This is a genomic window from Pseudothioclava arenosa (assembly GCF_002358085.1).
Taxonomy (GTDB): Bacteria; Pseudomonadota; Alphaproteobacteria; order Rhodobacterales; family Rhodobacteraceae; genus Pseudothioclava; species Pseudothioclava arenosa.
Genome location: NZ_NTJD01000015.1, coordinates 1 through 13,354, shown reverse-complemented (window position 1 = coordinate 13,354; position 13,354 = coordinate 1). Strand labels below are relative to the sequence as shown.

Genomic DNA, 13,354 nt, shown 5'->3' with positions numbered 1-13,354 from the left:
TGGAAGACGAGGAAGGCAACCCGCGTTTCCAGGTCAACTTCCAGAACTGCGTCCACTGCAAAACCTGCGATATCAAAGATCCCAGCCAAAACATCACCTGGACTACCCCTCAGGGCGGCGATGGGCCAAACTACCCGAATATGTGAGGCTTGTTCCCAGGAGGAGACTGTGATGAACGACCGCGTGAGTGAAGAGACCGGACCGGGTGTTGCCAACAAGGCGCTCGAGAGTTTTGCTGAGCAGAGCACGGAGTTCATGGCCCTGATGGGGCGGTTGCAGGCGGTGGCGCTTCGCGCGCAGGAAACCGCCAAGGCCAAAGCCTCTGGCGAGGATTTCTCGATCGTTGATTTCCGCTCGGTGGCCGAGGCCTATCTGCGCTCGCTGCCGGCGTTCTTCGAGCGTCCGCTGGCGTCGTTCGAATCGATGCAGCGGTTCTGGCTGGATTGGGCGCAGGCCTGGCAGGACGCCTGGAGCGGCGAGGGCGGGAAGGTTTCCGACAAGCGCTTCCGCGACCGGCGCTGGAATGCCGATCCGATGGCGCGTGGGCTGCGTGACAGCCACCTCGCGCTGGAGCGCGCGACCGAAAGCTTTCTCGCGCGGCTGCCGACGGGCACCAAAGAAAGCCTGCGGGTGAAATTCTACACCCGGCAATTGCTGAGCGCGCTGGCGCCGAGCAACTTCCTCGCGCTGAACCCGGCGGCGCGCGAAAAGCTGCTGGAGACCGAGGGGCGCAGCCTGCTTGATGGGTTGCGCAACCTCGTGGACGACCTTGAGCGCGGCGAGGGCCGGCTGGATATCGCGACCAACGACCCGAGCGCCTTCGTGGTCGGGCGCGATCTGGCCACCACGCCGGGCAAGGTGGTCTATGAAAACTCGTTGATGCAGTTGATCCACTACGAGCCCCGCACCGAGACGCAGCACAAGCGCCCGCTGTTGTTCGTGCCGCCGTGGATCAACAAATACTACATCTTCGACATGCGCCCCGAGAACTCGATGGTGCGCTACATGCTCGATCAGGGCCATTCGGTGTTCCTGATTTCCTGGGTCAACCCGACGCGCGAACATGCGGCGCTCAGCTTCGAGGATTACATGAAGCTCGGGCCGCTCTCGGCGCTGGAGGCGATGGAGAAAGCCACCGGCGAGAAGCGGTTCGACATTCTCGGCTTCTGCATCGGCGGCATTCTGGTGACGGCGACGCTGGCCTGGCTGGCGGCGCGCGGCGACAAGCGGATCGTGACCGCGACGACGCTGGCGACGATGGTCGATTTCACCGATGTCGGCGAGGTCGGCGTGTTCATCGACCGCGACCGGCTTGAGGCGCTGCGCGTCCACATGGCCGACACCGGATACCTCGAGAACTACCACCTGCAGGACATGTTCTCGATGATCCGCGAGAATGACCTGGTGTGGTCGTTCCACGTGATGAACTACCTGATGGGCGAGAAGCCCCCGGCGTTCGACCTGCTGTTCTGGAACGCGGACAGCACGCGGCTGCCGGCGGCGATGCTGCTGTGGTATCTGGAAAAGGTCTATATCGAGAACGGGCTGCGCAAGCCGGGGCATCTGTCGCTGGACGGCACCCCTATCGACCTGTCGAAGATCGACGTGCCGTTCTTCGTGCTCGCCACGAAAGAGGACCATATCGCGCCCTGGACCTCGATCTACCCGACGACGCAGCTGCTCTCGGGCGAGGTGAAATTCGTCCTTGGCGGCTCGGGCCATATCGCGGGGGTGATCAACCCGCCCGCGTCGCGCCCGAAATACGGCTACTGGACGCGGAACGATTACCCCGAAAGCTCGGCGGATTGGTTCGCCGGGGCCGAACAGCATGCGGGCTCGTGGTGGCCGGAATGGTCGGCCTGGATGGAAGCTCATGACGATGAGGAACGGGTGCCGGCACGTGTGCCCGAGAAAGGCGGTCTGAAGGTGATCGAAGAAGCACCGGGCCGCTACGTGCAAGCGAAATAGACCAGAAAGACACAGATCTACAGGTGAAGTGATGATCCAGCGAATGGTTGTGAACCTCGGCCCGACAGTGTCGGCGCCGACCGGAGGAGTAGTCTGATGGGGCAGATCAGGCCGGTTTGGGGGCTGTCCGAAACGCGCTGCGCACGCGCAGTCGTGATCGGGGCGGGCAACATGGGCGCGGGTATCGCCGCGCAATTCGCGAATGCCGGGGTGGCGGTTGACCTGCTCGATATCCCCGGCGCCGAGGGGCAGCCGCGCAATGCGCGCGCCGAGGCCGGGATCGCGACGCAGCAGCGCGCGGGCGGCTTCATGGGCGATCTGCCGGTGGCGCTGGTGCGTCCGGGCAATACCGAGGACGACTTTGATCGGGTCGCGGGGGCCGACTGGATCATCGAGGCGGTGATCGAGAACCTCGAGATCAAGCGCGCGCTTTACGCCCGGATCGAGCCGCTGTTGAAGCCCGGCGCGATCGTTTCGTCGAACACCTCGACGATTCCGCGTGCGGCGCTGATCGCGGGGCGCAGCCCGGCCTTTGCCGAGGCTTTCGTAATCAGCCATTTCTTCAACCCGCCGCGGCACATGCCTTTGCTGGAACTCGTCGCGCCGCCCGGCAATGCCGCGCAGGCGGCCGCCGCGCAGATCGGGCGCCGGGCGCTTGGCAAGACGGTGATCGAATGCCGCGACACGCCCGGTTTCATCGCGAACCGGATCGGCTGCGCCTGGATGTCGGTGGCGATCACCGAAGCGGTGCGGCTGGGACTGACGGTCGAGCAGGCCGACGCGGTGCATGTGGCTTTCGGTGTGCCGCGCACCGGCGTTTTCGGGCTGACCGATCTGGTCGGCATCGACATGATCCCCTCGATCTGGGGCTCGCTGATGCGGGCGCTGCCGGGGGGCGACAAGATCAACCGCTTCGACCTGCCCGGGCTCAAGCTGGTGCAGGCGATGATCGCGGGTGGGCGCTTCGGGCGCAAGGCGGGTGGCGGCTTCTATCGGCGCACGGCCGATGGCGCGACCGAGGTGATCGACATCGCGACGGGCGCCTATGGGCCGGCCACCGGCTATAGCGCGGCGGATCTGCCGGGCGGCGGGCGCGACCTTGAGGCGCTTCTGGCCGATGACACCGGGCTTGGCGCCTATGCGCGCTCGGTGCTGGGCGAAGTGCTGGCCTATGCGCAGGAACATGCCCCGGAAATCGCGCCCTCGCGCGCGGCGATCGATGTCGCGATGGAGCTGGGCTATGCGTGGAAACGCGGGCCGTTCAAGATCCTCGACGGGCTGAGCGATGCGGCGCTGGCGGGGCTCGGCCATGACCTGCAGCGCGGGCCGGCAGGCGCGCCGGGGCTGATGGGGCAGGGGCCGGATCGTCTGGCCCGCGCGAAATCGGCGGACGCGGTGCTTGCCGAAAGCCCGGCTGCGGCGCTTTGGGATCTGGGCGAGGGGCTGGCCTGTCTGGAACTCCGCACCAAGATGAACGCGATCGACTCGGGCGTGCTCGACATGCTCGACGCGACGCTGGGCAAGCTCGGCGGGCCGGTGCGCGCACTGGTGATCGGCAATCACAACGCGCGGGCCTTCTCGGCGGGGGCGAATCTGGCCGAGATGGCGGCGCGGATCGACGCGGGCGAGTGGGATGCGCTTGAGGCTTTCATCGCGCGCGGCCAGCGGCTGTATTCGGCGCTGCGTGCCGCGCCGGTGCCGGTCGTGGCGGCGGTGCAGGGCGTGGCTCTGGGCGGCGGTTGCGAGCTGTCGCTGCATTGTTCGGCGGTGGTGGCGACGGCCGCGGCCAAGATCTCGCTGCCCGAGCATCTGGTCGGGCTGTTGCCGGGCTGGGGTGGTTGCGCGCGGCTTCTGGAGCGCGCTCAGGCTTCGGGCGGTGGCGCGGCGCGGGCCTTTGCCGCGCTGACCTTGCCGCGTCCGGCGGGTTCCGCGCGCGAGGCGGCGGAGCTGGGGCTTCTGCGGGGCTCGGACCCGATCGTGATGCACCCCGGAGACCTGATTGACGCAGCGGCCGATCTGGCCCTGTCGATGGCCGGAGGCTATGCCCCGGAAGGGCCTGCAATGCTGCGGGCGGAAGGGGCCGAGGCCGCCGCGACGATCCTGGCCGGACCGCGCGCGCGTCACGAGGCCGGAAAGCTCTCGGAGGCCGATCTGGGCGTGCAGGCGCGGATCGTCGAGGTGCTGACCGGGGGCGCGACCGCGCCCGGCGAGGAGATGAGCGAGGCAGATCTGCACGCGCTGGAACGGCAGGCCTTCGTGGCACTTGCGCATGACCCGCTGACGCTGGCGCGCATCCGTCACATGCTGGCCACCGGCAAGCCGCTGCGGACCTGATTGCAAGAGGATTTGAGGGGCGAGGGAGGATAAGGCCCAGCCCCGCAGACGAGGAGAGAGACCATGAAACACAACATTTACGATATCGGGCTGGATCGCACCCCGGCCAACTACATCCCGCTGACCCCGATCAGCTTCCTGGAGCGCACGGCCTGGATCTACCCCGACCGCACCGCCGTCGTGTATAACGACCTGCGCCGCACCTGGGCCGAGACCTACGCGCGCTGCCGGCAGCTCGGTTCGGCGCTGGCCAAGCGCGGCTTCGGCAAGGGCGATACGGTCTCGATCATCGCGACCAACATCCCCGAGATCTACGAAAGCCATTTCGGCGTGCCGATGTCGGGCGCGGTGCTGAACACGATCAACACCCGTCTCGATGCCGAGGCCGTGGCCTTCATCCTCAACCACGCCGAGACCAAGGTCTTCATCGTGGACCCTGAATTCTCGGAAATGGCCGAGCGCGCTGTGCATATCTCGGGCCGTCGCGACATCCTCGTGGTCGATATCGTCGATCCGGCCTATGACGGCGGCAAGCGTATCGGCGAACTCGATTACGAGGCGCTTCTGGCCGAGGGCGACGCGGATTACGACTGGCAGCGCCCCGATGACGAATGGGACGCGATCAGCCTGAACTATACCTCGGGCACCACCGGCAACCCGAAGGGCGTGGTTTACCACCACCGCGGCGCGCATCTGAACTCGCTGGCGAATATCGCGACCTGGCAGATGGGCAAGGCACCAGTCTACCTCTGGACGTTGCCGATGTTCCACTGCAACGGCTGGTGCTTCCCCTGGACGATCGCGGCGGCGGCGGGCACGGTGGTGTGCCTGCGTGCGGTGCGCGACGAGCCGATCTTCGAGCTGATCAAACAGGAAAAAGTCACCCATTTCTGCGGCGCGAGCGTGGTTCTGGCGATGCTGGTGCATGCGCCCGCCGAGATGAAGGTCGGGCTGCATGACGGGGTTCAGGTGCTGACCGGTGGCGCCCCGCCGCCCGCGATCATCATCGAGAAGATGGAAGCGATGGGCTTCGAAGTGACCCATGGCTACGGCCTGACCGAAACCTACGGACCCGCCGTGACCTGTGCCTGGCATGACGAGTGGGATGCTCTGGGCGCGTCCGAGCGTGCGAAACTGAAGGCCCGTCAGGGCGTGCGCAACGTCGCCGCCGAGGGCCTGATGGTGGCCAATCCCGATACCCGCGAGCCGGTGCCCGCCGATGGTGAGACCATGGGCGAGATCTTCATGCGCGGGAACAACGTGATGAAGGGCTACCTCAAGAACCCGACCGCCACCGACGAGGCCTTCGAGGGCGGCTGGTTCGCCTCGGGCGACCTTGGCGTGATGCACCCCGATGGCTATGTCGAGCTCAAGGACCGCTCGAAGGACATCATCATCTCGGGCGGCGAGAACATCTCGTCGATCGAGGTTGAGGATGTGCTGTATAAGCATCCCGACGTGATGGAGGCCGCTGTGGTCGCGCGCCCGCATGAACGCTGGGGCGAGACGCCCTGCGCCTTCATCAAGCTGCGCGCCGGAGCCGAGACGAACGAGGCCGCGCTGATCGCCTTCTGTCGCCAGAACATGGCGCATTTCAAGGCGCCGAAGACGATCGTGTTCTGCGAGCTGCCGAAAACCTCGACCGGCAAGGTGCAGAAATTCGTGCTGCGCGAACAGGCGCGCGCGATGGAGCTGCAAAGCTGATCCAGACCTGCGGGAGGGCGGCATCCGCCCTCCCGATCCGCTCTGGCCGCGGGCCGGGCGGGCGGCTATGTCGCGGTCCAGCCGTTTGACAAGCCAAGGCTTTCTCCTGACACTCCGGGCAAGGATCGACGCGCGCTCGCGCCGCAGGAGCAGGCATGAACAACGGCACTTCCCATGACTGGCTGGACACCGGCCCCGGCTCCGAGGCGCCGCGTCCGCGTGGTAGTTTCATCGTCTGGTGCGGGGTGTTGCTGGGGCTCGGGCTGGCAGCGATCCGGTTGTCTTTGCTGGCCGAGCCGCTGGGCGCGGCGAGGGCTGGCGCGGCGCTGCGGCTGGCGGCCCAGGGGCTGTGGCAGGATTGGGCGATCACGCTGGGGCTGATCTTTGTCGGCGTGGCGCTGCACCGATCGGTGCCGGGCGTGCGCGCGCGCCGGGGCGTGACGGCGCTGGTCGGGATGATCGCGGTATTGATCCTGCTCTGGGGGCTCGCCAATATCGTGGCGCTGCGGATGCTGGGTGAACCGCTCACCACCGCCTGGCTCGCCTATTCGGACCTTGGCCACAGCGATTCCGTCTTTGACTGGCTGCGCGGCTTGCTGAGCCCGACGGTGATTGCGCTCGGAGGCGGGGCGATCGTCGCGCTGATCGGCGGGGCGCTGGCGCTGGCGCGCTGGGTGCCGCGTGGAGGGATCGCGACCCTCGTGCTGATGGTCTTCGCGCTGGGAACCGTGACCGGCGTCGCGCAGGGCGAGGCGCGCCTTGGCGCGCCGAAGTCGCGCCTGCTGAACCCGGTGGTGGCCTTCGTCGGCTCGATCGGGCGCGACGGGGGGCTGTCGGGCGTCGAGGCGCTCAGCCAGGCGCCGGCGGCGTCGCTCGAGATGCCCTTCGCGCCCGCCGCGCCGCTGGCCCGTCCGCCAGAGCCCGCGAAACCGCTGCGCAACGTCATCCTGTTCGCCTTTGAATCGACCCCCGCCCGGCAGGCGCAGGGCTGGGGCGGCACGCAGCCGGTTACGCCGAACCTGCAGGCGGCGCTGGCGCGCGGGCACGCTTTCGACAATGCCTATGCGCATGTGCCCGCCTCGAATTTCTACCTCGTCTCGGTGTTCGGAGGGCTGATCCCCGAGCTGTCCACCGTGCTGATGACCACCAGCAACCCCGAGTTGCGGCTGCATACTCTGGCTGATGTGCTGGGCGAGGCCGGGCTGCGCACGGCGTTCTTCAACTCCTCCGACAACCGGTTCCAGAATGCCGAGGCCTTCCTGAATCAGGGCGGCTTCGATCATGTCGCCGATTACCGCGACTGGAGTTGCGCCCAGGGCGTCTATGAATTTGAGAGCGTCACCGACAAGTTCCTGAACACTTCGAATGACCTCTGCTCGATCGACGCGATCACCGCCTGGGTCGAAGAGGCGCCCGGTCAGCCGTTCTTTGCCGCCTTCCGCACCGGCATGACGCATTACCCCTATTTCCCCGGCGAGGCGCCGCAGGCCTATGTCGAGGACCCCGAGTATAACGCCTATCTCAACGCGCTGCGGGTGGGCGATGAGGCCTTCGGCAAGCTTCTCGATTGGCTCGACGCCAAGGGGATCGCCGACGAGACGCTGGTCGTCGTTCTGGGCGACCACGGCGAGGCGTTCGGCGAGCACGGAACGCGCGTGCACGCCTCGGCGATCTACGAAGAGAACGTCCATGTCCCGATGGCGCTGATCAATCCGCAGCTGTTCTCGGGCACGCGCAGCGCCGGGGTGGTGGGGGTGAATGACATTGCCCCGACCGTGGCCGACCTGCTCGGGCTGGCGCCGTCGCCCAGTTGGCAGGGGCGCTCGGCCTTTGCCGAGGACCGGCGCGATGGGGCGCTGTTCTTTGCGCCCTGGAACGGGTTTCAGATCGGGTTCCGGGATGGCCCGCGGAAGTTCATCTTCAATGGCAATAGCGGCGATGCCCAGCTTTACGACCTCGCCAGCGACCCGGAAGAGCGGGTGAACCTGGCCGAGACCGACCCGGCCGCGCTGGCCGAGGCACGCCGCGTGATGGGGCAGGCGATCGCGGTGCAGAACGCCTATACCGACCGGCTTTTGCGCGGGGTCGAGCTGCCGCAGGCCGCCTTCAGCGCGCGCCGCCCCGGAACCGAGATCGTGATCGAGGCCAGCGGCACCCGGTTTCTGGCGCCGCCCCGCGCCTGGATCACGCTTGACGGCGAGAATGTCGGCGTGATCGAGGTGACCTCTGCGCCCTCGAATGCCGAGCGCGCGGTGACGCGGGCCGAGATCGACGCCGGTCTGATGACCTTCCGGCTGCCGGTCGAGGGGGCGGGGCTCTGCCCGCGCGAGATCGGCGTCTGGTTCCTGAACGACGCCTGGGCGGGCGAGGGAAAGACCGGCGATACCGACCTTTACATCCGTTCGCTCAGCTTCGCCGGCGAGACCTATTACTTCAACCGCTTCCAGGCGCTTGAGCCGCATGTGGCAGGCAGCTCGGGTTCCTATTTCCGCTTTTACCGCACAGGCGAGGCGCGGGTGAGTCTTGCACTGGACAAGGCCTGTGTCAGCGCCGAACTCGCCCGTCCCTGACGCGAGAGGCCGGGGAGGGGGCAAGCTGCGGCATCGCGCCGCGCTCTCGGGGGCTGTTTTGGAGGGTGGGAATTTCTATGTTGAATCAAGGGTGAAGGTTTGACTGAGCGTGAAAGGATCATGTCTCCGGAGGTATCGGCAGCGCGTGCGTGTTGTGCGAGGAGATGATCTAAAATATGGATTTTTAACGAATTTTTTGGTATCATTTTCGATGGAGCCGCTGATGCCTTCCAAAGGATCGGAAGGGCGGTTCTGAAACTGCTTTTCGGGGGGAGAAGAGCAATGACGGGCGTGCGTAAGTTTTCGCCGCAGTTTTCGGCAATGGTAAATGAAGCCGACCAAGGGCGCTGTGTTCTGGTCGCCGGTGGGGCCGGGTTCATCGGCTCGAACCTTTGCGATCGTTTGATCGCGCAAGGGGACCGGGTGATTTGTATCGACAATCTCGAAACCGGTCGCAGCGAGAATATCGCGCATCTGATCGGCCATCCGGGGTTCGCGTTTTTCCTGCATGACATCATCGAGCCGTTCCAGGTCGAGGGGCCGGTCGAGCGGATCTACAATCTGGCCTGTCCCGCCTCGCCGCCGAAGTATCAGCGCGATCCGGTGCATACGTTCAAGACCTCGGTCCTGGGGGCGCTGAACCTGCTGGAGCTGGCGCGGCTGAAGGGGGCGCGGATCCTGCAATCCTCGACCTCGGAGGTCTATGGCGACCCCGATGTGCATAGCCAGAACGAGGACTATCGCGGGCTGGTCAACACGGTCGGACCGCGGTCTTGCTATGACGAGGGCAAGCGCGCCGCCGAGACCCTGTTCCACGATGTCCATGAACGCGACCGGGTCGATATCCGTATCGCGCGGATATTCAACACCTACGGGCCGCGGATGGACCCGGAAGACGGGCGCGTGGTGTCGAATTTCGTGGTGCAGGCGCTGAGCGGGCTGCCGCTGACGATCTATGGCGACGGGCAGCAGACGCGCTCGTTCTGCTATATCGACGACATGCTCGACGGGCTGACTGCGCTGATGGAGACCGACACTGCCGGTTACGATCCGGTGAACCTTGGTAATCCGGGCGAGTTCACGATGCGCGAGCTGGCCGAGATCGTGCTTGAGATGACCGGGGCGCAGGTGCCGGTGACCTATTGCGACCTGCCCCGCGACGACCCGCATCAACGCTGCCCCGATATCACGCGGGCTAGGCGCCTTCTGGGCTGGGCGCCGCGCGTGCCGCTGCGCGAGGGGCTCGCGCCGACAATCGCCTATTTCCGCGATCAGATCCGGGAGCGGCAGCAGTTGAAGGAAAACCTGGCATGATCGGCTCCTTGCCTCAGCGCATTCTGGTGACAGGTGGGGCAGGATACATCGGGTCTCACTTCTGTAAGGCGCTTGCACGGGCCGGTCGGGTGCCGGTGGTCTATGACAACCTTTCGCGCGGGCATGCGGATGCGGTGAAATGGGGGCCGCTGATCGAGGCGGACCTGCGCGACGGCGCTGCGCTGCGCGCGGCGCTGGCCGATCACGGGATCGAGGCGGTCGTGCATTTCGCGGCGCTCGCCTATGTCGGCGAGAGCGTGACCGAGCCGCAGCGCTATTACGACAACAACCTCGGCGGAATGATCTCGCTTCTGGGCGCGATGGAGGCCGAGGGCGTGCGCCAGATCGTGTTCTCGTCGAGCTGCGCGACCTATGGCACGCCCGAGGCGCTGCCGATTGCCGAGACCGCGCCGCAAGCGCCCATCAATCCCTATGGCCGGACCAAGCTGGTTTGCGAATGGATGCTGCGCGATGCGGCGGTGGGCTGGGGGCTGCGCTCGGTGGCGCTGCGCTATTTCAACGCGGCCGGCGCCGACCCCGAGGGCGAGATCGGCGAGCGCCATGCCCCCGAGACGCATCTGATCCCGCTGGCGCTGATGGCAGCCTCGGGGCAGGGCGGGCCGCTGCGGGTCTTCGGCGCCGATTATCCCACGCCCGACGGCACCTGCATCCGCGATTACATCCATGTCGCCGATCTGGCGCGGGCGCATCTTCTGGCGCTGGGCCATCTGGGGGCTGGGGGCGAGAGCCTCGCGCTGAACCTCGGCACCGGGCAGGGCGCGTCGGTGCGCGACGTGGTGGGCTCGGTCGCGCAGGTGACGGGGCGCGGTGTGCCGATGATCCTCGATGAGCGGCGTGCAGGCGACCCGGCCGAGCTGGTCGCCGATCCGCATCTTGCCGAGAAACTTCTGGGTTTTCGAGCCGAGATCACCGATCTCGACCGGATCGTTGCCGATGCCGCGCCCTGGTTCGGCCATCCGCGCGGGGGGCTGCGATGCTGATGCAGGCGCCCCCGTCGAAGCCGCGCAGCACCCAGGGCGAGCGGCTTTACCTCGCGCCGCTGGTCAGCGGGGGGCGGGCGCTGAAGTATCACCTGATCGCGGGGCTCTGGCTGATTGCGGCTGCGTGGTTCTGGTCGTGGTGGTCGCAGCCGTCGAACATCATCGCGCCTGCGCGCTACTGGATCATCACCGCGGGCATGGCCTGGATCTGGGGGATGCAGCTCTATTTCGTGCTGATCTTTCTGCAGGCCCGCCGCTCGGTCGCGCCCGATCCGGTGCCGGGCCAGTGGCGGGTCGCGATGGTCACGACCAAGACCCCGGCCGAGCCTTTCGAGGTGGTGCGCAAGACGCTTGAGGCGATGCTCGCGCAGGATTATCCGCATGACACATGGCTGGCCGACGAAGACCCCAGTTCCGAGACGCTGGCATGGTGCGCGACGCATGGGGTCAAGGTTTCGACGCGCAAGGGCATCGAGGTCTATCACCGCAGCGAATGGCCCCGCCGCACCCGCTGCAAAGAGGGCAACCTCGCCTATTTCTACGACCATTGGGGCTATAGCGATTACGACATCGTCAGCCAGCTTGATGCCGATCACGTGCCTCAGCCCGGCTATCTGCGCGAGATGCTGCGGCCCTTCGCCGATCCGGACGTGGGCTATGTCTCGGCGCCCTCGATCTGTGCTTCGAACGCGGCGCAGAGCTGGTCGGCGCGCACGCGGCTTTACTCCGAGGCGGCGTTTCACGGCGCGTTTCAGGCGGGCTACACCGGCGTTCTGACGCCGATGTGCATCGGCTCGCATTACGCGGTGCGCACCACGGCGCTGCGCGAGGCGGGGGGGCTTGGCCCCGAGCTGGCCGAGGACCACTCGACCACGATGCTGATGGCGGCGGCGGGCTGGCGCGGCGTGCATGCGATCGACGCGATCGCGATCGGTGACGGGCCCGCGAACCTGCCCGACCTGATTACGCAGGAATTCCAGTGGTCGCGCTCGCTGATGACGCTCTTGCTGCGCTACACGCCGGCCTATCTGGGGCGGCTGCCCTGGCGGCTCAGGCTGTTGTTCCTGTTGTGCCAGAGCTGGTACGCGTTCTTCGCGATCACCATGGCGATGATGTATCTGGTGCCGATGGTGGCAGTGACTTTCGACATCCGCTTTGCCGATGTGACCTATCCGGCGTTTCTGGGGCATTCGCTGCCCGCCGTGGGGCTGATGGTCGCCTTTGCCTATGCGCTGCGCCGCGACGGGTTCCTGCGGCCGCGCGACGCGCGGGTGCTGGCCTGGGAAAAGGCGCTGTTCGTGATGCTGCAATGGCCCTGGGTGCTCTGGGGCTGCCTGATGGCGGTGCGCGACCGGATCACCGGGCGCTTTGTCGATTTCCGGATCACGCCCAAGGGTGCGGCCGCGAGCGCGAAGCTGCCCGCCAAGATCATCGCGCTTTACGCGGGGCTGGCGCTGGGCGCGCTGTTGCCGGTGCTGACGGTGGGTGGCGTGTTGCAGGCGCGTGGCTTCTACCTGCTGTCGCTGGTCAATACCGCGCTCTATTTCACGCTGTTCGCGGTGATGGTGGTCAAGCACCGCCGCGAGAACCGCATCGATTGGCGGAGTCAGCGCAAAAATGTGATCACAGAATTCGCGATATTGACCCTCATCATGGCGCTGACCGGTGCGGCGCTTACAATACGAGGGAAAGAGAGTCTGCATGCGTTGGCCGTGGGGCTCGAACCGTTGCAGGTTTCGCATGTGGAATACGGAGTTTCGGGCGCCGGTATGGGTCGCCCGGGAGAGGTCAGGATCAGGTTCTGGTCCGACTGATTGTTCAGCGGCCCTTTGGGCCAAAGGGAGGTGTGCCATGAGTGGACTGTTTGAGACGAAGACCGCCGGCAAGGGCGTTGGCCGTTTCGTGGCTGGCGTTGTGGCCGGGAGTGTGATGGCCGGTGTGGCCCTTGCGGCTCCGCCCGGTGGGGTTCCGTTCGGCGTCTATGATCCGGACGGCGATTTCGCCGGTGATACCGAGGTCGTGGTCGAGCATCTGTTCCTGCCGTGGGAAGACGTGTATCTGCCCTCGCTCAACGATGCCGACGCCTATGCGCAGGAGCGCAGCCGCGCGCTTCTGGTGACGCTGGAGCCCTGGACCTGGTCGCGCAGCGAGCGCAACACCGCGCAATACCTGCGCCGCGGGATCGCCGACGGCACCTATGACGGCAACATGCGCGCCGTCTGCGACGTGCTGGGCACGTTGAAAAGCCCGGTGACGCTGCGCTTCGCCCATGAGATGGACGACGATAACGGTCAGTTCATCTGGGCGGGCTGGAACCCCGACGATTACATCGCTGCGGCATTGTTGCAGAAAGGCGGCTTGAGGCGTGACTTCCCCTTTCCCCTTCATGTTCAGGGCACGCGTACGATCTCGGCGGTGCCGAGGGCATTGAAGCGGTTGATGAGTGCGACGCGGATGTGGATT

Annotated in this window: 8 protein-coding genes and 1 pseudogene; all 9 read left to right on the top strand. The window is 66.3% G+C overall.

The genetic code is table 11. The features are described 5' to 3' along the window. The coding region (locus tag CLN94_RS13585; RefSeq protein ID WP_143598930.1) for a 4Fe-4S dicluster domain-containing protein at nucleotides 1–146 on the top strand (146 nt) is incomplete at its 5' end. A gap of 25 nt (nucleotides 147–171) precedes the next feature. Next, complete coding sequence (gene phaC / locus CLN94_RS13580; protein WP_179300318.1) at nucleotides 172–1,968, top strand: class I poly(R)-hydroxyalkanoic acid synthase; 1,797 nt, start codon at nucleotides 172–174, stop codon at nucleotides 1,966–1,968. A gap of 96 nt (nucleotides 1,969–2,064) precedes the next feature. After that, nucleotides 2,065–4,302 (top strand): 3-hydroxyacyl-CoA dehydrogenase/enoyl-CoA hydratase family protein, encoded by a 2,238-nt coding sequence (locus CLN94_RS13575; protein ID WP_096434542.1) that lies wholly within the window; start codon nucleotides 2,065–2,067, stop codon nucleotides 4,300–4,302. 63 nt (nucleotides 4,303–4,365) lie between these two features. Then, nucleotides 4,366–6,006 (top strand): acyl-CoA synthetase, encoded by a 1,641-nt coding sequence (locus CLN94_RS13570; RefSeq protein WP_096434540.1) that lies wholly within the window; start codon nucleotides 4,366–4,368, stop codon nucleotides 6,004–6,006. Nucleotides 6,007–6,161: 155 nt separating this feature from the next. Continuing rightward, complete coding sequence (locus CLN94_RS13565) at nucleotides 6,162–8,576, top strand: sulfatase-like hydrolase/transferase (protein ID WP_096434538.1); 2,415 nt, start codon at nucleotides 6,162–6,164, stop codon at nucleotides 8,574–8,576. Nucleotides 8,577–8,897: 321 nt separating this feature from the next. Beyond that, entirely contained in the window at nucleotides 8,898–9,890 is a 993-nt protein-coding gene (locus CLN94_RS13560) for a UDP-glucuronic acid decarboxylase family protein (RefSeq protein ID WP_245845249.1), read from the top strand. Between the two features lie 8 nt (nucleotides 9,891–9,898). Continuing rightward, complete coding sequence (gene galE / locus CLN94_RS13555) at nucleotides 9,899–10,891, top strand: UDP-glucose 4-epimerase GalE (RefSeq protein WP_096434548.1); 993 nt, start codon at nucleotides 9,899–9,901, stop codon at nucleotides 10,889–10,891. Beyond that, nucleotides 10,885–12,705 (top strand): glycosyltransferase family 2 protein, encoded by a 1,821-nt coding sequence (locus tag CLN94_RS13550; protein ID WP_425439468.1) that lies wholly within the window; start codon nucleotides 10,885–10,887, stop codon nucleotides 12,703–12,705. Before galE ends, CLN94_RS13550 begins: the two co-directional genes overlap by 7 nt. A 115-nt stretch (nucleotides 12,706–12,820) precedes the next feature. Then, nucleotides 12,821–13,228, top strand: a pseudogene (locus CLN94_RS13545) (beta-mannosidase); the annotation flags it as partial. Nucleotides 13,229–13,354: the final 126 nt, after the last annotated feature.